The following is a 17,357-nucleotide window of genomic DNA, read 5'->3' on the forward strand; positions in this document are numbered from 1 at the left end:
TCTGGAATCGCCGGCCCTGGCATGCGACGAGGGCCGCACCCCTGCTGGGATGCGGCCCTCGATTCTGTGTCCGGAGGGGGACTTGAACCCCCACGCCCTTTACGGGCACTAGCACCTCAAGCTAGCGCGTCTGCCATTCCGCCACCCGGACGAGTGGTGCCACCCACCTCGGTGGGCAACGACAGAGAACTTTAGCACGCGGTTGCCGGTGCTCCGCGCCACTGGGTCGATCATGTGCGCCGGCGCCGGAAGACACTGCGCCACAACGACGTCCCGCCCACGATCAGCAGGACGAAGAGCATGAACCCGCCCAGCACCACGAGCGCCATGCCGCCGGTCCAGAGGGCGACCGTGCCCGCGGCGCGCCACACGTCCCCGACCTGCTGCGCGTAGTCCACGAAGGCGAGCGCCAGGACCACCGAGCTGGCCAGCAGGAGAAGGCCCGCGGCGACGGCCCCTCAGATGTTGTACGGCGACCGAGGACTCACTGGCCGCCCCGGTCGCCCCGGTCGCCGCGGGTTGACGAGGACGGGCATGTGCCCCATGCGCGTGGAGCTGCGGGGCGCCAGGAGGGTGGCCTCGTGGGACTCCCCGTGGAACACGTACCGGCCGGTGACGCGGTGCTTCTCGGTGTCGTCGCTGTCGGCCGCCTCCTCGGCGACCACCCGCGCCATCACCTGGTCCGTGGCGCGCGCCCGCCTGAGGGGCTGCTGCAGGCTACCCCTGCGTACACGCCGCTCAGGAGCACGCCCATCACGCCGTAGGCCGTCAGTTCTCTGGTGTCCATCCCCGGTGTCCCTCCTCGTGCTGCTGGTTGGTCGTGGTCGGCGGGTCAGGCCGTGGCCCAGATGGCGATGCCGGCGAGCGCCCAGACCACGCCACCTGCCAGCAGCACCAGGCCGGCAACGCGCACGACGGCGTGGCGTCGCGGACCGAAGGCCCAGGACCAGCCGGCGCCTGCCAGCGCCGGCCCCGTCGCCATCATCACGACTCCCCCGAAGATGCCGGCCACCAAGGGTGCCGTCGACTCGATGCCGCGCTCGGCGGCCATGGCCCACGCACCACCGAGGAACACCGCCGCACCCGCCGTGAGCCAGAGAAGCGACCTGGCCAGGCCTGCAGGCGTGGGTGGCCGGTGCTCCCCGGCCTCGACGGGGGGCCGGCGCCCTGCGGGGTCAACCCTCAGCAGCACGGGCTGCCCCGCGGAGACCACCCGCACCATGTGCACCCGGGCACTGTGGGGGCGCCCGTCCAGCTCCCACCCCACGAGCGGGTCGGAGGTGCTCCTGCCGTCGGGGTTCCACGCCGGTGGCTCGATGACGCGGCCCAGCACCTCGGCGCGCCGCGAGCGGCGGGGAGTCAGCGTGGCCGTGCTGGCGTTCCAGAGGGTCATGGCCGGGCCGACCATCGCGACGAAGCCGGCCCACATCGCGAGCCACGGCCAGTCCGGGGGGCCCTGCTCGTCCGGGTCGGCTGGAGGCGGCGGAGCGGTGGGGGCGCGAGAGGGGGACTCCTGCACCGCCGCCACCAGCAGGGCGACGGAGGCGGCCAGGACCACCAGGCCCAGGATCGTTCGTCCCCGGGCGTCGGGGCGGAGCGAGTGATGGGTCGACCCCTGCCAGTCGGAGGCGCCCCAGATGACCTGGGCGGCGCCGTAAATCATGCCCACCAAGAAGCCTGTGAAGCACAGTGTGAAGAGGCGATCGGATGGAGGTGTGAGAACCCACTGCACGGCCAGGAGCCCCAGCCCCGCCGCGATGAGGAGGAGCACGCGAGCCACGAGGTGGAGAAGTCGCGGGGGCGTGAGGCCGTGGGCGCGGCTCGCGAACTGCGGTGGAGTGGGCCAGTCCGCGTACACCACCAGATCGGTCCACTCCTGCGGGTCCGACGGGAAGGAGGTGGTCTCGAGCCGGTGGACGCGGCCGGCGGCCGGGTACTCCAGCACCAGGGGCTGGTAGACCACCTTGTCCCCCTCGTGATCAGCCCGGTACGTGGGTGACTGCACCACCCTTGCCTCGACCCGCAGGCGGGGGATGCGCGCCTCGGTCACGTGCCCGGGCCAGGCCCGCAGGGTGCCGATAGCCAGGAGCACCAGGAGGACTCCGACCAGACCTGCCAGGAAGAGTGCCGGATTGATGGTCCACTCCATGCCGACAAGGTTGGCAGCAGGCTGACGGGGAGCCCTCCTCCCCCGGGGTGATACCCCTTGCGGGTGACGCATCACCTACATCTCCTAGGCTGGCCCCATGGCCACCTCCTCGCTCCCCGTCCTGTGCCTTTCCCATGGCGCTCCCCCGCTGGCCGACGACCCCACGTGGACCCGCGAGCTGGCCGACTGGTCGTCCCGCATTGAGCGCCCGCGCAGCATCCTCATGGTGAGCGCGCACTGGGAGAACGACCCGGTGACCGTCTCCTCCACCACCGGGGCGCCCCTGACCTACGACTTCTGGGGATTCCCGCAGAAGTACTACGACGTCACCTACGACGCCCCCGCCGCGCCCGAGCTGGCGCAGTCCGTGGCCCGCGCCCTGGCCGAGGCGGGCCCGGTGCACCAGGACCAGGCCCGCGGCCTGGACCACGGCGCCTACGTGCCCCTGGTGGAGATGTACCCCGAGGCCGACGTGCCCGTGCTGCAGGTCTCGATGCCGACCCTCGACCCCCGCGAGCTGTTCACCATGGGCCAGCGCCTGGCGCCCCTGCGGCAGGAGGGCACGCTCATCGTGGGGTCCGGGTTCACCACCCACAACCTGCGCTGGTTCAACCCCGCCGCCGGGACCGACGGCACCCCGCCGAGTGCGTCGGCGGAGTTCGACCAGTGGGCCGCCGAGACCGTGGCCGCCGGCGACGTGGACGCGCTCATCGACTGGGAGGCCAAGGCCCCGGCAGCGCTCCAGGCGCACCCGCGCAGCGAGCACTGGGCCCCGCTGTTCGTGGCCCTGGGGGCGGCGTCGGCCACCTCCACACCGCGGGGCGAGACCGCTGTGGACGGGTTCTGGTACGGCCTGAGCAAGCGCTCCTGGACCTTCGCCTGAGCGCGGGCCCGATGCGGTGACGCGCCGACCGCCCGGGCCTCACCAGGCGGGCGGGTCGGCCGGGCGCAGGTCTGGGTCGTCGTGGGCGAAGGTGCGCACCGGCCCCGGCTCGGTACACGGCCCCTCGAAGCGCACCGTCACCCGCCCCAGACCGCTGCCCCACACCCACCCGGCGCCGTGCTCGGCGTGCACCACGTCGGAGCCCGTCGGCCACGCGGTGCGCCCCAACCGGGCGTCGTGCGCGTCCTCCGGCTCGGGCGCGGGGGCCTGCTCCACCACGTCCGAGGTGTGGCTCTCCCCCGCCGTCCCCGCCGGTTCGTGCACCTCGAGCGCCAGTTCGCCCTGGCTGTGCTCCACGAACCCGGAGACGCCCACCCCCAGCAGGCGTACCCCCTCGCCCAGGCCCACCGAGCCCACGAGGCGCACCACCGCATCGCCGATGGTGGTCGCGTCGTCGGTGCCGTGGCGCAGCGTCACCGAGCGCAGGTGGGTGGAGAAGTCGTGCTGCCGCAGCTTGAGCGAGACCGTGCGGCCGAACAGCCCGGCCTTGCGCAGCCGCCCCGAGACGCGCTCGGCCAGCAGGCGCAGCTCGGCCTCCACGGCGCGCACGTCGGTGAGGTCGGTGGCGAAGGTCTCCTCGGCCGAGACACTCTTGGCCTCCCGGTGGGTCACCACTTCGCGGTGGTCGACGCCGCGGGCCAGGGCGTGCAGGCCGTGCCCCCAGGACTCGCCGAGGATGGACACCAGGTCGGCCAGCGAGACGCGCCGCAGGTCCTGCACGGTGGCCACCCCGAAGGTCCGCAACCGGTCCCCCGTCGCCGGGCCCACGCCGGGCAGGGCGCGCACGGGCAGCCCGGCCAGGAAGGCCTCCTCCTCGCCGGGCCAGATGACGCGAAACCCGTCCGGCTTGGCGGCCTCGGAGGCCATCTTGGCCATCATCTTGGAGCTGCCGATGCCCACCGACGCCGTGAGCCCGCCGGTGGCCCCCGCGATGGCGGAGCGCAGCTCGCGCGCCACGGCCTCGGCGTCCTGCCGCGACCAGGTCTCCACCGGGTGCGGCGCGTCCCCTGCGGCCAGGTCGGCGTACGCCTCGTCGATGCTCACCTGCTCCACCACCGGCGCCAGGGCGCGCAGGGCGTCCATGGCCGCGCGGCTGCTGGCCCGGTAGGCCTCGCGCCGCCCGCTGAGGAAGGCCGTTCCCCCGGGCGACAGCGCGCGGGCCTGCCAGCCCGGCATCGCCGACCGGATGCCGTACACACGCGCCTCGTAGCTGGCCGTGGCCACCACGCCGCGCCGTCCGGTGCCACCCACCACCACCGGACGCCCCCGCAGGGAGGGCTTGTCGCGTTGCTCCACCGCCGCGAAGAAGGCGTCGAGGTCCACGTGCAGGACCGAGGCGGTGGGGCGCATGCGCACACCGTAGGTGACCGGCGGGTCCCCCTCCGGCAGACGCATTCCACCATGGCAGAATCCACGCCGTGGTCCAGCAGAGCGCCACGACTGTTCAGCATGTCTGGAGGCTCTGATGCACCACCACCAGGACGAGACCCCGCGCGGGGCGACGCCGGGATCACCCACCCACGGCGACGCGGAGTCCGTGCGCCGCCGGCTGACCGCCGCCCGTGACCTCCCCGAGGCCGCCCGCCAGGCCGAGCTGGCCGAGGTGGTGGCCGACCACCTGCCCTTCGCCCGCCGTCTTGGCCGCCGTCACGCCCCCACGCCCGCGTGGGTGGACGACTGCGAGCAGGTGGCCTGCATGGGGCTGGTGCTGGCCGTCCAGCGCTGGGACCCCTCCCACGGCACCACCCTCTCGACCTTCGCCGTGCCCACCATCGTGGGTGAGCTGCGCCGCTACCTGCGCGACAGCACGTGGTGGGTCCGCCCGCCGCGGGCCGTCCAGGAGTTGGCCCTGCAGGTCCGGGCCACCGAGGACGAGCTGCGCCAGCGGGTGGGCGGGGAGCCCCCTACGGAGCAGGTGGCGCAGCGGCTCGGCGTGGACGAGGCGCAGGTGCGCGAGGCCCGACGGGCCCTGGCCGGGCGCTCCCCCGAGGGGCCCGACGACCAGGCCGAGCCGCGGTGGGTCACCGCCGCCCCGGCCGGCCACGTGGACGAGTGGCTCTCCCTGCAGCCCCACCTGCAGGCCCTGGACCCGCTGGACCGGACGGTGCTGCTGCGCCGCTACCTGGAGGACGAGACGCAGGGCCGCATCGCCGCGTCGATGGGGATCTCCCAGGCCCAGGTGAGCCGGCGGCTGCAGCGGGCCCTGACCACCCTGCGTGCCCAGGTGCAGCAGCAGCGCGGGCAGGACACCGCCTGAGCCGGCGGCGCCGTCCCCGCCGGCGGGATCAGCGCTTCGGCAGGCGGGGCAGCCCGCGGGGACGTCCCTGCGCCCGCCGGGCGGCGGCCTGCTCGGCCTTCTCCACCCGGCGGCGCCGGCGCTCGGCCACGTCGCGGGCGTCCAGGGCGTCGGCCTCCTCGAGGGTGGGCGCCGTGCCTCCGGTGCGGGCCGGCTCCCAGCGGCGCAGGTGCTCCGGCATCGGGCCGTACTCGCCCTGCACCGCGCGCAGGAGCTCGTCCATGACGTCGCGGAGGTGCTCGGTCGTCTGCAGCGGGTCGGCGTCCGGGGCCACGTGGATCGGCTCCCCCACCGCGATGGTCACCGGCGTGCCGGTGCGCCCCAGGTGACGCGGCAGGCCCTTGGTGGCCAGCACGTGCGAGCCCCAGTTCACCATCGGGACGACCGGCACCCCCGCCTCGGCGGCCATGCGCACCGCGCCGGTCTTGAAGCCCTTGAGTTCGAAGCTGCGGCTGATGGTGGCCTCCGGGAAGACGCCCACCAGCTCGCCGCGGCGCAGGGCGTCCACGCCGTGACGCAGGGCCGACCCGCCGGCGTCGCGGTCCACCTGGATGTGCCGCATGGAGCGCAGCATCGGGCCCAGCACCGGCTGGTCGAAGAGCTCCTTCTTGGCCATGAAGCGCACCTGGCGGCGGCGGTGGCGCACGGCCAGGCCGACGAAGACGTAGTCCAGGTAGCTGATGTGGTTGCACGCGATGACCGCACCGCCGGTGGCCGGTACGTTGTCCTGCCCCTCCACGCGGATGCGCAGGCCCTGCAGGGCGAACAGCGAGTAGGCCGGGGGCAGCAGCAGGTTGTAGAGCGTGCTCATGGGGCGCAGCCTACGTCCGGGGCGGGCCGAGCCGCCCACGTACCGTGGCCCCATGACCAGCCCCTGGGACCCCACCGGCGAGCTGCCCCGCCGCACCGCCGTGCGCTACGTGACCCCGCTGCGCGAGGGCGGCTCGATGCCGGGCGTGGTGGAGGCCGACGACCTGGGCACCTACGTCATGAAGTTCCGCTCCGCCGGACAGGGCGTCAAGGTGTTGGTGGCCGAGGTGGTGGTGGGCGAGCTGGCCCGCGCGCTGGACCTGCCCGTGCCGGAGATGGTGGCCTTGGAGCTGCCCGAGGCCCTCAGCCGCTACGAGCCCGACGAGGAGGTGCAGGACCTGCTGCGCGCCAGCATCGGGCTCAACCTGGGCACCGACTTCCTGCCCGGGGCGCACGGGTACGACGGCTCCGTGCCCCCGGCCCCCGAGGTGGCCGCGCGTCTGCTGTGGCTGGACGCGTTCACCGCCAACGTGGACCGCACCTGGAGCAATCCCAACCTGGTGGTGTGGCACGGGGTGCCGTGGCTCATCGACCACGGGGCGGCGCTGTACTTCCACCACGCCTGGCCGGGCACGGCCGCCGAGCACGCCCCGGACCCCGCGCGCTCCGCCCGGCAGCCCTTCGACGCCTCGCAGCACGTGACGGCCGCGGTGGTGCCCGCCGAGCCCGGCACCATGGCGCGGGTGCACGCCGAGCTTGCACCCCGCATCGGGCAGGCGGTGCGCGAGGCCGTGGCCGCGGTGCCCGGCGAGTGGCTGGAGACCACCGGGGGCCTGCCCACGGCCGATGCGGTGCGCGACGCCTACGTGGACTTCCTCACCGCGCGGCTCGCGGGGGCCGAGCACTGGCTGCCGGGCGACGACGCGCTGGCCGCCGCGCGCGCCGGGGCCGAGGCCGGGCGCGCGGAGGCGCAGCGGACGCTCAAGATGCAGGCCCGCCGCGCGGTGGTGCGCCAGGGCGAGGAGCCCCGGTGAGCGGGACGGCGGCCGGGCCCACCGTCATCGGGACGGCCGGTGGCGGCACGCGCGAGCTGCGGCGCCCCACCCGGGTGGAGGGCGCGCCGACCTGGCACGAGTACCAGTACGCGGTCATCCGGTGCGTTCCACGACCGGAGCGCGAGGAGTTCGTGAACGTCGGTGTGGTGGTGCACTCGCGCTCGGCGGCGGTGCTCGACGTGGCCGTGCGGATCGATGCGGCGCGCCTGCAGGCGCTGTGGCCGGACCTGGACGTGGCCGCCGTGGAGCGCTTCTGCGTGACCATGGACCGCGTGGCCCGCAGCGAGCCCGTGCCCGGGGGACCGCCCGCCGAGGTGCTGCACACGCTGGCCATGCGCTTCGGGTGGCTCGTGGCACCGCGGTCCACGGTGGTGCAGACCTCGCCGGTGCACTCGGGGGTGTCCCGTGACCCGGGCCGTGAGACCGCTCGGCTGCTGGAGCGCTACGTGGCCTGACGCCCGCGCCGGCCCGCACCCGCATTGGCCGGCTGCGCCCCTCCCTGCAAAGGTCCGGCTGCGGTCCAGAGGTACGGCGCACGGGGCGTACCTGTGGACCACAGCCGGGCTTCTGCGGACGAGTGCCTCGAGGCGGCCGGCTGGGCACGGCACCGGCACCGTGGGCCGGCCTGGCCGGGACCTCAGTCGCGGGGCTGGGTGGCGTAGAGGGCCAGGGCGCTCGCGGCGGCCACGTTGAGGGAGTCCACTCCCCCGGCCATCGGGATGCGCACGGCCAGGTCCGCGGCGGCCACGGTGCGATCGGCCAGCCCGTCGCCCTCGGTGCCCAGCACCAGCGCCAGCCTCGCCGGCAGGTCGGCCTCCAGCTGCCGCATGGTGAGCGCGTCCTCGCGCAGGGCCAGGGCGGCCACGGTGAACCCGGCCTCCTGCAGCTCGGCCATGCCGCCGGGCCACGGGTCGATGCGGGTCCACGGCACCTGGAAGACCGTCCCCATCGAGACGCGGACGCTGCGACGGTAGAGCGGGTCGGCGCAGCGGGGGGTGACGAGCACGGCATCGGCGCCCAGGGCCGCGACGGAGCGGAAGATGGCGCCCACGTTGGTGTGGTCCACCACGTCCTCCACCACCACCACGCGGCGCGCCCCGGCCACCACCTCGGACACCGGGGGCAGCTCCGGGCGGTGCATGGCCGCCAGCGCGCCACGGTGCAGGTGGAAGCCCGTCATCGCCTCGGCCACCGGGGGCTCGGCCACGTAGACCGGGGCGCCGGTGGCCTCCACCTCGGCCACGAGGTCGGCCAGGTCGGTGACCCAGCGCGGGGTGAGCAGCAGGGAGCGTGGGCGGTGGCCGGCGGCCAGCGCGCGGCGGATGACCTTGTCGGACTCGGCCATGTAGAGCCCCCGCTCGGGTTCCAGCTTGCGGCGCAGGTTCACGTCGGTGAGGCCGAAGTAGTCCTCGACGCGCGGGTCACGGGGATCGGTGAGCGGGATGGGCATGGGGCACATTCTCCGGCACCGGCACCGGCACCGGTGCGGAAGCGCCCCTCGACGGCGACAGCGCGGTGACAGGTCGCCCGGGTGAGACTTGCCGCGCCCGGCGGCCGTCGGTGCGCCCCACCGACGTCCTGCCCCGGAGGCCCCATGAAGAAGTCCCCTGCCCTCGTCGCCCTGTGCCTGGTGAGCGCCCTGGGGCTGTCCGCCTGCGGCTCCGACGGCGACGAGGGCGCGACGGACCTGCCCGCGGCCCCGCCGAAGGTCTCCACGACCACGTCCGCCGGCGGGACGACGCCGGCCAGCGGGGCGAGCACGGACGGCCAGGAGTCGCCGGGGACGTCCGCCGGCACGCCCACCTCCCCGACGGCCGATGCGGAGCCGGCGGAGCCCACCGGGGCCTCACCGTCGACGTCGGCCCCGAGCCCCTCCGCGAGCGCGACGCCCACGCAGGGCGCGACGGAGGCTGCCCCCACGGAGTCGGCTGACTCCACCCCTGCAAGGTCGACCACCCCGTCCGCGAGCACGCCCTCGACGACCACGCAGCGCGAGTCCGCGAGCCCGACGCCGAGCACGACGGCCTCGCGCCAGCCCACGACGGACACCGAGTGCGCCGACACCACCGTCGCGCGCAAGGTCGCGCTGCACGGGGACGTCCTCGACGGCATGGAGCCCCAGAGCGTCTACGGCGACGCCTTCGACCCCTGCGCCGACCTCTCGGCCATCGTCGTGTCGACCACGGGAGCGATGACGGGTTCGCACCAGGTGCTCCTGTTCCACCGCGGCGAGTACCTGGGGACCTCCTTCGCGACTCCGACCTACTACCAGCCCGGCGTGCACCTGGAGGACGACCGGACCGTCCGGGCGCACTACCAGTACGCCAAGCCGGGCGAGCCGGCCCACATGCCCACCGGTCAGGAGGTCATCCGGTTCACCTGGGACGGCTCGAAGGTGGTGGCCTCGGGCGTGCCGCACGAGCTGCGCTGAGGCCGGCCGAGCGCCTGTCACCGGGCTGCCCCGCGGCCGTCCCTCCGTGGAGGCGCCATGACAGTGCCATGACAGTGCGGGACGGCAGTGTGGGGCAAGGCCCCACCACCTCACCTGGGGGGAGGTGGTGACGGTGGTCGTCGGCGCAGGAGGGGGCGTCGCCGGCCACCGTCACCGGGGCGTCGGCCCGCGTCGCACCGGGCCGACGCCCGTACGGGTCACCGCAGCAGGTCGATGACGGCCAGCACGCAGATGACCGCCACGCACCCGCGGATGGCCCATGGTGAGAGCCGCTGCCCCACCCGGGCGCCGACCATGCCGCCCACGGCCGAGCCAGCCGCCAGCAGAGCCACCACCAGCCAGTCGACGGCGCTCCAGGCCACCACCACGAACACCAGCGCGCTCATGCCGTTGGACACCAGCGCCAGCAGGTTCTTCAGGGCGTTCTGCTGCTGCACCGTGGCCGCGGTGCCGAGGCCCAGCACGGCCATGTACATGACGCCCTGGGCGGCCCCGAAGTAGCCCGAGTACACGCCCACGGCCCCCAGCCCCAGCAGCAGGCCCCACGGCAGGGCCTCGGGCAGTCCCACGCCACCATCGCCCGGGGCCGCCCCAGCAGCCGGTGCCGTGGCCCGGGATCGCGCCAGACGCGCCTTGATGAACGGCTGGGTGACCACGAGCACCCCGGCCGCGCCGATGAGCACGGGCACCACGGCATCGAAGACCGAGCCGGGCAGGGCGAGCAGCAGCAGCGCCCCGGCCAGCCCGCCGACCGCGCTGCACGTCGCCAGGGTGGCCAGCGCCCGCCCGGCGCGCGGCAGGTGGTGTCGGTAGCCCCACGTGCCCGAGACGCCGCCGGGGATGATGCCCAGCTTGCTGGAGATGTTGGCCTCCACCGGGGTTAGCCCCAGCGCCACGAGCAGCGGGAAGGTCACCAGGGAACCCGACCCCACGATGGTGTTGATGGTGCCGGCGGCCAGCCCGGCGGCCGCCACGAGGGCGAGCTCGAGGGGGGTCATGCTCCGCGGGGGTGCGCGGCGCGGGCGGTCCAGCGCTGGCCATGGCGCTCCAGCACCACCTCCAGGCCGAAGGTCTCGCTGAGGTTCTCCGCGGTGAGCGTGCTCTCCAGGGGGCCGGCGGCCACCACGCGCCCCTCACGGAGCATGAGCACGTCGGTGAAACCGGGCGGGATCTCCTCCACGTGGTGGGTGACCAGCACCATCGCGGGGGCCTCGAGGTCCTCGGCCAGCGCGCCGAGGCGTCCCACGAGGTCCTCGCGCCCGCCGAGGTCGAGCCCGGCAGCGGGCTCGTCGAGCAGCATGAGCTCCGGGTCGGTCATGAGAGCACGGGCGATCTGCACGCGCTTGCGCTCCCCCTCCGAGAGGGTGCCGAAGCGTCGCTGTGCCAGGTGGGCCACGCCGAGGGTGTCCAGCAGGTCCTGGGCGCGCTGCACGTCCTCGTCGTCGTACTCCTCGCGCCAGCGCCCCACCACGGCCCACGAGGCGGTGACGACCACGTCCAGCACGGTCTCGTCGCGGGGCACCCGGTCGGCCAGGGCGGCCGACGACAGCCCGATGCGGGGGCGCAGGTCGAACACGTCGGTGGTGCCCAGCACCTCCCCGAGGATGCCGACCACACCGCTGGTGGGGTGCATGCGCGCGCTGGCCACCTGCAGCAGCGTGGTCTTGCCGGCACCGTTGGGGCCGACCACCACCCAGCGCTCCCCCTCCTCGACCTCCCAGTCGATGCCGCTCAACAGCTCGCGGTCGCCACGGCGCACGGTCACATCGGCCAGGGCAAGGACGTCGCTCATGGTCAGCGAGTCTACGAGTGCCGGTCGGGGCTGGGAGACTGCCGCCGATGTCCGACGCAAGGCCCCCGCACCAGCAACCGCCCGCCCCGATCGTCCCGCGCCTGGGACCGCCCGGCCTGCCCGTGGTGGTGACCGCCGCCCTGTGGTCCACCGCGATGCTGCGCGGCAAGCTCGACCCCGATGACCTCACCGACCGTGCCGCACAGGCCGTGGAGGCGGTGACGCCCGCGGCCGCGCACTTCCTCGGCACCACCGTGGCCACCTGGCGCGACGTGGGCGAGCAGACGGTGCTGGCCGTGCTGCCCCGCCCCGGCCGGCCCGGGCGCTTCCCGGTGGGGCCGCAGGCGCTCGGGGCCTCCATGGCCGACGACGCCGTGGGGGTGCTGCTGGCCCCGTTGCTGGGCGAGGGCGTGGTGCTGCGCCTCGAGCCGTTCGGCCACGCGCTGGACGGCGGGTGGCTGCTGGACGTCGAGCCCATCGCGTGCACCCCGGTGCCCGCGCCCCGGCGGGAGGCCGTGGACCTGCGCGGCACGCAGCGCGCCCTGGCTGAGGCGACGCGGCGCGGCCTGGAGGTGCTCGAGCCGCTCGGCGACACGCCGGTGTGGGCCGGGCAGCGGGCCGGGGGCCCGGCGGTGAGCACCGCGGGTGACCTGCCGCCCGGCATCGAGCCGGAGGTGCTGGACCTGCTGGAGCGCGCCGCGGTGGTGGCCACCCTGACCACCGAGGGGCGCGACACGCACGCGGTGCACGGCGAGGCCACCCGCGCCCGCCACGAGGCCATGGCGCGGCTGCACCACGCCGCGCTGGACGCCCTCGAGGAGGGAACCCTTGTGGCCGGACGGGGCCTGCGCCGGAAGGCTTCCGGCGGCCCGCGCTGACGGCCCCGCGGGCCGGCACGTGCGGGTCGGGTCACCTAACATTGCTCCATGTCCCCGCAGGTCCCCTCTGTCCCCGTGCCCGCCAAGACCGCCACCGGTCCCGTGCGGCGCCTGCTCATCGTCGGTGGCGCCGAGGACCGGCGGGACATGATGAAGGTGCACCGCCGGTTCGTGGCCCTGGCCGGCGGGCAGGACTCCCGGGTGGCGGTCGTGCCCACCGCCTCCTCCTTCCACCGCGAGGCCGGTGAGACCTACTCCACGCTCTTCGAGCGCCTCGGGGCCGCCGAGACCGAGGTGGTCTCCCCGCGCGACCGGCAGGACGCCCACGAGCAGAAGTGGGTCGACGCCCTGGACCGCGCGACCGGCGTGTTCCTCACCGGCGGCAACCAGCTCAAGCTCAGCCAGTTCCTCGTGGGCACCCCCGTGGGCGATGCCCTCGTCCGTGCCCACGAGCGTGGCGCCGTGGTGGGCGGCACGTCCGCCGGCGCGTCGATCCTCAGCCGGTTCATGATCAGCGATGGCGAGGAGGGCCTGACCCCGCACCAGGGCGCCAGCAAGCTCTCGCAGGGCCTCGACCTCGTGCCGGACATCATCCTCGACCAGCACTTCAGCCAGCGCGGGCGCTACGGACGCCTCATGGCGATGGTGTCGGTCTCCCCCGCGCTCATGGGCATCGGCATCGACGAGGACACCGCCGTGGAGCTGGCCACCGGCACCACCGCCGACGGGCACGAGGTGCGCGAGTTCTCCGTGCACGGTGCCGGCGGGGTCTTCCTCGTGGACGGCTCGCACGCGGTCTCCGACGGCCACGAGGCCGCCCCGGGCGCCCCGCTGCTGCTCTCCGGTGCCGTGGTGCACTCCCTGCCGGCCGGCTCGCTGTTCGACCTCGACGCGCGCCGCCTCGTGCACTTCGTGGAGCAGCACCCCCAGGACGACGCGCGCTACGCCGTGCGCCAGGAGGCCTCCGAGATCTCCCGGCTGGAACACGCCAGCGAACACGCCCACGACGTGGAGGAGGACGCCGAGGCGCTCTCGGCAGCAGCCGACGTGCGCCGCGCCCAGCTCCACCTGACCCGAGCGGAGCAGTGATGAACGCCCAGCAGAACCCGGCCCCGACGGTCGACGAGGGGCCCGCCCCCACCCTGCAGGTGGTGTCCGCCAAGACCTACCGCGGCGCCAACCTGTGGTCCTACCGCCAGGCCATGCACTTCGTGGTGGACCTGGGCGTGCTCGAGCAGTACCCCTCCAGTGCCATCGACGGCTTCACCGACCGCCTCCTGGAGATGGTGCCCGGACTGCACGAGCACGGCTGCTCGCTGGGCCGGAAGGGCGGCTTCGTGGAGCGCCTGCACGACGGCACGTGGATGGGGCACATCGCCGAGCACGTGTCCCTGGAGCTGCAGAACCTGGCCGGCCACCGCGTCACCCGCGGCAAGACCCGCTCGGTGCCCGGCCACCCCGGCCGCTACAACATGATCTTCGCCTACCAGGAGGAGCGCGTCGGCCGCGCCGCCGGTGAGTTCGCGGTGCGCATCGTGAACCACTCGGTGGACCCGCAGGCCGCGCCGCTGGACTTCTCCGCCGAGCTCGACGACTTCCTGCGGCTGGCCCAGCGCACCGCCTTCGGGCCGTCCACGCAGGCCATCATCGAGGAGGCCGAGTCCCGCGACATCCCGTGGATCCGGCTCAACCAGCACAGCTTCGTGCAGCTCGGCCAGGGCGTGCACGCCCAGCGCATCCGGGCCACGATGACCTCGCGCACCTCGGCGCTGGCCGTCGACGTGGCCGGCGACAAGTCCATGACCACCGCGCTGCTCTCCGGGGCCGGCCTGCCGGTGCCCCGGTCGGCCACTACGCGGGACAAGGAGGCCGCCGTCGAGCTCGCCGAGTCCATCGGGTATCCCGTGGTGGTCAAGCCGCTGGACGGCAACCACGGCCGCGGGGTCTGCCTGAACCTGCAGGACGCCGACGAGGTCCGCGAGGGCTTCGACACCGCCCTGGCCCAGTCGCGTCGCGGCATCGTGGTGGTGGAGTCCTACGTGGTGGGCAAGGACTACCGCTTCCTGGTGATCGGCGGCAAGCTCGCCGCCGTGGCCGAGCGCGTACCCGCCCAGGTGGTCGGCGACGGCACGAGCACCGTCCGGGAGCTGGTCGACCTCGCCAACCAGGACCCGCGCCGCGGCGTGGGCCACGAGAAGGTGCTCACCCGCATCGCGCTGGACGCGGCGGCCGAGGCCTACCTGGCCGAGCAGGGCCACTCCCCCGAGTCCGTGCCGGCCGCCGGCGAGGCCGTGCCGCTGGTGCGCACCGGCAACATGTCCACCGGCGGCATCTCCATCGACCGCACCTGGGAGGCGCACCCGGACAACATCGAGATCGCCGAGGAGGCCGCCCGAATCGTCGGGCTGGACATCGCCGGCATCGACTTCATGTGCCCGGACATCACCCAGTCGGTCTCCGAGGTGGGCGGTGCGATCGTGGAGGTCAACGCGGCCCCCGGCTTCCGCATGCACACCCACCCCACTGAGGGCGAGCCGCAGTTCATCGCCAAGCCGGTGCTCGATCTGCTCTTCCCGCCCGGCTCCCCGGCGCGCGTGCCGATCGTGGCCGTCACCGGCACCAACGGCAAGACCACCACCAGCCGCATGGTGGGCCACATCATGCGCGGCAGCGGCCGCCACGTCGGCATGACGAGCACCGACGGTGTGGCCATCAACGAGCGCCTGGTGATCCGCCGCGACGCCTCGGGCCCCAAGTCGGCGCGCACCGTGCTGCAGCACCCGCGCGTGGACTTCGCCGTGATGGAGGTGGCGCGCGGCGGCATCATCCGCGAGGGCCTGGGCTACGACAAGAACGACGTGGCCGTGGTGACCAACGTGACCGCCGACCACCTGGGCCTGGGTGGAGTGGACACCGTGGAGCAGCTGGCCGAGATCAAGAGCGTCATCGTCTCGGCCGTGCCCCGCAGCGGCTACGCCGTGCTCAACGCCGACGACCCGCTGGTGCGGCAGATGCGCAACCGCTGCCGCGGGCAGGTGGTGTGGTTCTCCATGGCCGAGCCGGGCAGCGCTGAGCGCGCGTTCGTGGAGAAGCGCCTCCTGCGCGGCGGCCTCGCGGTGCTGCTGGAACAGACCGAGCGCGGCGAGCGAATCGTGCTGGCCGAGGGCAAGCGGTGGATGCCGCTCACCTGGACGCACACCATCCCGGCCACCTACGGCGGCGCGGCCCGCTTCAACGTGGCCAACGCGATGGCGGCCGCCGGTGCCGCCTGGTGCTCCGGCGCCCCGCTGCACGACATCCGGGCCGGTCTGCGCTCCTTCGCGCCGGACTACTACCTCTCCCCCGGGCGCCTCAACCGCGTGGACGTCAACGGCGCCGAGGTGTACGTGGACTACGCGCACAACCCGGCCGGCATCGAGGCGCTGGGCCAGTTCGTGGTCAACCGGGCCGCGCAGCTGGGCGAGGACGACCAGGCCCCGCAGCGCATCGGCGTGGTGGGCGCCGCCGGCGACCGCCGTGATGACGACATCCGCGAGCTGGGCCGCATCGCGGCGCGCTACTTCGACCACCTGGTGGTCCGCGAGGACAAGAACCTGCGCCGCCGCCCGGCCGGTGAGTCGGCCCGCCTGGTGCTGGAGGGCGCCCGGGAGGTGGCCGAGGCCGAGGGACTGGCCGTCACCCTGCACGAGCAGCCCGACGAGCAGGAGGCCTGCAAGCTGGCGCTCGGCCTGGCCGAGCCCGGCGACGTGGTGGCGCTGGCGGTGGACCAGCACGCCGAGGTCATGCGCGGCCTGGAGGAGTTCACCCACCGCGCCCACCCGGCCCCCAAGGACGCCGGGCTCATGGTGGCCGACCCCGACCTCTCCTGAGGTCCCCCGCACCACCAGGGCGGCCGGTCCCCGGGTGGGGGCCGGCCGCCCTCGTGTGCGCGGCGGGAGCGGGCGTCAGTCCGTGGCGGTACCGGTGAGCCGCTCGGAGAACTCCCAGTCACGCGGCGTGGTGCTGCGCCCCACCATCCAGCGGGCGGCGCGGACGGCGGCCTCCTCGGCCTGCCCCGCGTCGGCGCCGCTGAGGACGGCCAGGGCGGCCGCGGCGGTGGAGTCCTCGTAGCGCTCGGAGAGCTCCTGCGCCCAGGTGCGGGCCCGCTCGTGCTGTCCTGCGTCCCGCGCGGCCAGGGCGCGCTCCATGAGGCTCACGAAGCGGTGCGGCTCACGCAGCCCCAGGTCCAGGGCGCGCTCGTGCTCGCCGATGGCATCGTCGGTGCGGCCGGCGGCGTCCAGGGCGCGGGCCAGCTCGAAGTGCACCCGCGGGTCGCCGGCGTGCTCGGCGGTGAGCGCCTCGAGGGTCGCCGCGCGCTGGGCCGGCTCCTGGGCAGCGGCCTCCTCGAAGGCGCCGTCGAGCTCGTGCTGGCCGCGGGCCCGGCGCAGCAGCGAGGAGAGCTGGCGCGGGGTGATCGGCTCGGCACTCATCTCGTCGAGGGTGTCCCACACCTGCTGGCGCATGTCGTGCACGGTGAAGGCCAGCACGTCGCCGTCGCGCAGCGTGGGCAGCAGGCCGCGCATCGCCGAGACCTCGTCCGGGAAGGTGCCCGCGGGGACGGCGCCCACGCTGGCCAGGCCCTGGCGCATGTGGCCGAACACCTCGTCGGCCTCCCGGCCGCGCAGGTAGTGGTCCTTGGTCACAAGGTGGGTGCGGTCGGCCAGGCGACCGGCGATGGCGCCCATCCCCTCGAGGATCTCGCCGGTCCGGTCACCCAGCCCGCCGAGGGTGATGTGCACCTCCGAGCCCGGCAGGCGCAGCCCGTCGGCCACCTCCAGCACGGCCTCCACGCCGGCCTCGTTGTGCGCGAGGTCGCAGACCACCGTGGCCCAGCCGTCCTGCGTGCGCCAGCGGTAGATGTTCATGCGGGCCGGGTTCTGCTCGCGGCTCGCCAGGAAGGTGCGCAGCCCGTCCACCACCGCCTCGCGCGGCAGGCCCAGACCCAGCGCGGCGGCGGCCGCGGCCAGCACGTTGGCGGTGTTCACGCGGCTGATGCCGCCGAT

17 protein-coding genes and 1 tRNA gene are annotated in these 17,357 nt (G+C 74.5%); 8 read left to right on the forward strand and 10 right to left on the reverse strand.

All coding sequences use genetic code 11. The features are described 5' to 3' along the window. Positions 1-67 precede the first annotated feature (67 nt). From CYJ76_RS00835 to CYJ76_RS00850, 4 genes are all read right to left on the reverse strand, one after another. Positions 68-151: transfer RNA gene (locus tag CYJ76_RS00835), tRNA-Leu, on the reverse strand. Between the two features lie 79 nt (positions 152-230). After that, positions 231-419: a hypothetical protein gene (locus CYJ76_RS00840; protein ID WP_101848957.1), complete on the reverse strand. Its 189-nt coding sequence runs from the start codon at positions 417-419 to the stop codon at positions 231-233. A 39-nt stretch (positions 420-458) separates the two neighbouring features. Beyond that, a complete protein-coding gene (locus CYJ76_RS00845; RefSeq protein ID WP_141494970.1) occupies positions 459-674 on the reverse strand; it encodes a hypothetical protein in 216 nt (71 codons plus the stop codon). 158 nt (positions 675-832) lie between these two features. Further along, a complete protein-coding gene (locus CYJ76_RS00850) occupies positions 833-2,149 on the reverse strand; it encodes a hypothetical protein (RefSeq protein ID WP_101848959.1) in 1,317 nt (438 codons plus the stop codon). A gap of 97 nt (positions 2,150-2,246) precedes the next feature. Here CYJ76_RS00850 and CYJ76_RS00855 point away from each other — a divergent pair, with 97 nt between their 5' ends. Then, on the forward strand, positions 2,247-3,032 hold the full coding sequence (locus tag CYJ76_RS00855; RefSeq protein ID WP_101848960.1) for a dioxygenase family protein: 786 nt from the start codon (positions 2,247-2,249) through the stop codon (positions 3,030-3,032). Between the two features lie 39 nt (positions 3,033-3,071). On the opposite strand, the gene CYJ76_RS00860 is transcribed toward CYJ76_RS00855, so the two are convergent. Next, positions 3,072-4,442: a DNA polymerase IV gene (locus CYJ76_RS00860; protein WP_101848997.1), complete on the reverse strand. Its 1,371-nt coding sequence runs from the start codon at positions 4,440-4,442 to the stop codon at positions 3,072-3,074. A 115-nt stretch (positions 4,443-4,557) separates the two neighbouring features. Between CYJ76_RS00860 and CYJ76_RS00865 the strand changes: the two genes are divergently transcribed. Next, positions 4,558-5,349 carry a sigma factor gene (locus CYJ76_RS00865; protein ID WP_070706226.1) on the forward strand — a complete coding sequence of 264 codons (792 nt, stop codon included), beginning with the start codon at positions 4,558-4,560 and terminating at the stop codon, positions 5,347-5,349. A gap of 28 nt (positions 5,350-5,377) precedes the next feature. On the opposite strand, the gene CYJ76_RS00870 is transcribed toward CYJ76_RS00865, so the two are convergent. Continuing rightward, positions 5,378-6,199, reverse strand: a complete 822-nt coding sequence (locus CYJ76_RS00870; protein ID WP_101848961.1) for a lysophospholipid acyltransferase family protein — start codon at positions 6,197-6,199, stop codon at positions 5,378-5,380. A 52-nt stretch (positions 6,200-6,251) separates the two neighbouring features. Between CYJ76_RS00870 and CYJ76_RS00875 the strand changes: the two genes are divergently transcribed. Then, positions 6,252-7,172, forward strand: coding sequence for a HipA family kinase (locus CYJ76_RS00875; RefSeq protein WP_101848962.1), 921 nt, complete (start codon positions 6,252-6,254; stop codon positions 7,170-7,172). Then, positions 7,169-7,648: a DUF3037 domain-containing protein gene (locus tag CYJ76_RS00880; RefSeq protein ID WP_238138099.1), complete on the forward strand. Its 480-nt coding sequence runs from the start codon at positions 7,169-7,171 to the stop codon at positions 7,646-7,648. Before CYJ76_RS00875 ends, CYJ76_RS00880 begins: the two co-directional genes overlap by 4 nt. Before the next feature lie 182 nt (positions 7,649-7,830). On the opposite strand, the gene CYJ76_RS00885 is transcribed toward CYJ76_RS00880, so the two are convergent. Next, positions 7,831-8,643 carry a TrmH family RNA methyltransferase gene (locus CYJ76_RS00885; RefSeq protein ID WP_101848963.1) on the reverse strand — a complete coding sequence of 271 codons (813 nt, stop codon included), beginning with the start codon at positions 8,641-8,643 and terminating at the stop codon, positions 7,831-7,833. A 144-nt stretch (positions 8,644-8,787) separates the two neighbouring features. Here CYJ76_RS00885 and CYJ76_RS00890 point away from each other — a divergent pair, with 144 nt between their 5' ends. Further along, the gene (locus CYJ76_RS00890) at positions 8,788-9,624 is read left to right on the forward strand and encodes an LppP/LprE family lipoprotein (protein ID WP_101848964.1); all 837 of its coding nucleotides are present in this window, start codon (positions 8,788-8,790) and stop codon (positions 9,622-9,624) included. Positions 9,625-9,842: 218 nt separating this feature from the next. Here CYJ76_RS00890 and CYJ76_RS00895 read toward each other — a convergent pair whose 3' ends face one another. Continuing rightward, positions 9,843-10,643: a sulfite exporter TauE/SafE family protein gene (locus CYJ76_RS00895; protein ID WP_070705099.1), complete on the reverse strand. Its 801-nt coding sequence runs from the start codon at positions 10,641-10,643 to the stop codon at positions 9,843-9,845. Beyond that, positions 10,640-11,437 (reverse strand): ABC transporter ATP-binding protein, encoded by a 798-nt coding sequence (locus CYJ76_RS00900; RefSeq protein WP_070705100.1) that lies wholly within the window; start codon positions 11,435-11,437, stop codon positions 10,640-10,642. The genes CYJ76_RS00895 and CYJ76_RS00900 overlap by 4 nt, the downstream gene beginning before the upstream one ends. 47 nt (positions 11,438-11,484) lie before the next feature. Here CYJ76_RS00900 and CYJ76_RS00905 point away from each other — a divergent pair, with 47 nt between their 5' ends. The 3 genes from CYJ76_RS00905 to cphA are packed head-to-tail and all read left to right on the forward strand — an operon-like array spanning position 11,485 to position 16,184. After that, a complete protein-coding gene (locus tag CYJ76_RS00905; protein WP_101848965.1) occupies positions 11,485-12,315 on the forward strand; it encodes a hypothetical protein in 831 nt (276 codons plus the stop codon). A 48-nt stretch (positions 12,316-12,363) separates the two neighbouring features. Further along, positions 12,364-13,404: a cyanophycinase gene (locus tag CYJ76_RS00910; RefSeq protein WP_238138100.1), complete on the forward strand. Its 1,041-nt coding sequence runs from the start codon at positions 12,364-12,366 to the stop codon at positions 13,402-13,404. Next, positions 13,404-16,184 carry a cyanophycin synthetase gene (gene cphA, locus CYJ76_RS00915; RefSeq protein ID WP_070704685.1) on the forward strand — a complete coding sequence of 927 codons (2,781 nt, stop codon included), beginning with the start codon at positions 13,404-13,406 and terminating at the stop codon, positions 16,182-16,184. Before CYJ76_RS00910 ends, cphA begins: the two co-directional genes overlap by 1 nt. A gap of 75 nt (positions 16,185-16,259) precedes the next feature. Here cphA and CYJ76_RS00920 read toward each other — a convergent pair. Beyond that, positions 16,260-17,357 (reverse strand): tetratricopeptide repeat protein (locus tag CYJ76_RS00920; protein ID WP_144043005.1); only part of this gene is annotated, 1,098 nt, incomplete at its 5' end.

It is taken from the genome of Kytococcus schroeteri, assembly GCF_002847825.1.
Lineage (GTDB): Bacteria > Actinomycetota > Actinomycetes > Actinomycetales > Dermatophilaceae > Kytococcus > Kytococcus schroeteri.

Excerpts from the sequence above, each read along its gene's own strand:
- CYJ76_RS00870 (WP_101848961.1), bottom strand. The coding sequence starts at position 6,199 with ATGAGCACGCTCTACAACCTGCTGCTGCCCCCGGCCTACTCGCTGTTC.
- CYJ76_RS00865 (WP_070706226.1), top strand. The coding sequence starts at position 4,558 with ATGCACCACCACCAGGACGAGACCCCGCGCGGGGCGACGCCGGGATCA.
- CYJ76_RS00895 (WP_070705099.1), bottom strand. The coding sequence starts at position 10,643 with ATGACCCCCCTCGAGCTCGCCCTCGTGGCGGCCGCCGGGCTGGCCGCC.
- CYJ76_RS00890 (WP_101848964.1), top strand. The coding sequence starts at position 8,788 with ATGAAGAAGTCCCCTGCCCTCGTCGCCCTGTGCCTGGTGAGCGCCCTG.
- CYJ76_RS00860 (WP_101848997.1), bottom strand. The coding sequence starts at position 4,442 with ATGCGCCCCACCGCCTCGGTCCTGCACGTGGACCTCGACGCCTTCTTC.
- CYJ76_RS00885 (WP_101848963.1), bottom strand. The coding sequence starts at position 8,643 with ATGCCCATCCCGCTCACCGATCCCCGTGACCCGCGCGTCGAGGACTAC.
- CYJ76_RS00850 (WP_101848959.1), bottom strand. The coding sequence starts at position 2,149 with ATGGAGTGGACCATCAATCCGGCACTCTTCCTGGCAGGTCTGGTCGGA.
- CYJ76_RS00845 (WP_141494970.1), bottom strand. The coding sequence starts at position 674 with ATGGCGCGGGTGGTCGCCGAGGAGGCGGCCGACAGCGACGACACCGAG.
- CYJ76_RS00900 (WP_070705100.1), bottom strand. The coding sequence starts at position 11,437 with ATGAGCGACGTCCTTGCCCTGGCCGATGTGACCGTGCGCCGTGGCGAC.
- CYJ76_RS00855 (WP_101848960.1), top strand. The coding sequence starts at position 2,247 with ATGGCCACCTCCTCGCTCCCCGTCCTGTGCCTTTCCCATGGCGCTCCC.
- CYJ76_RS00905 (WP_101848965.1), top strand. The coding sequence starts at position 11,485 with ATGTCCGACGCAAGGCCCCCGCACCAGCAACCGCCCGCCCCGATCGTC.
- CYJ76_RS00875 (WP_101848962.1), top strand. The coding sequence starts at position 6,252 with ATGACCAGCCCCTGGGACCCCACCGGCGAGCTGCCCCGCCGCACCGCC.
- CYJ76_RS00910 (WP_238138100.1), top strand. The coding sequence starts at position 12,364 with ATGTCCCCGCAGGTCCCCTCTGTCCCCGTGCCCGCCAAGACCGCCACC.
- cphA (WP_070704685.1), top strand. The coding sequence starts at position 13,404 with ATGAACGCCCAGCAGAACCCGGCCCCGACGGTCGACGAGGGGCCCGCC.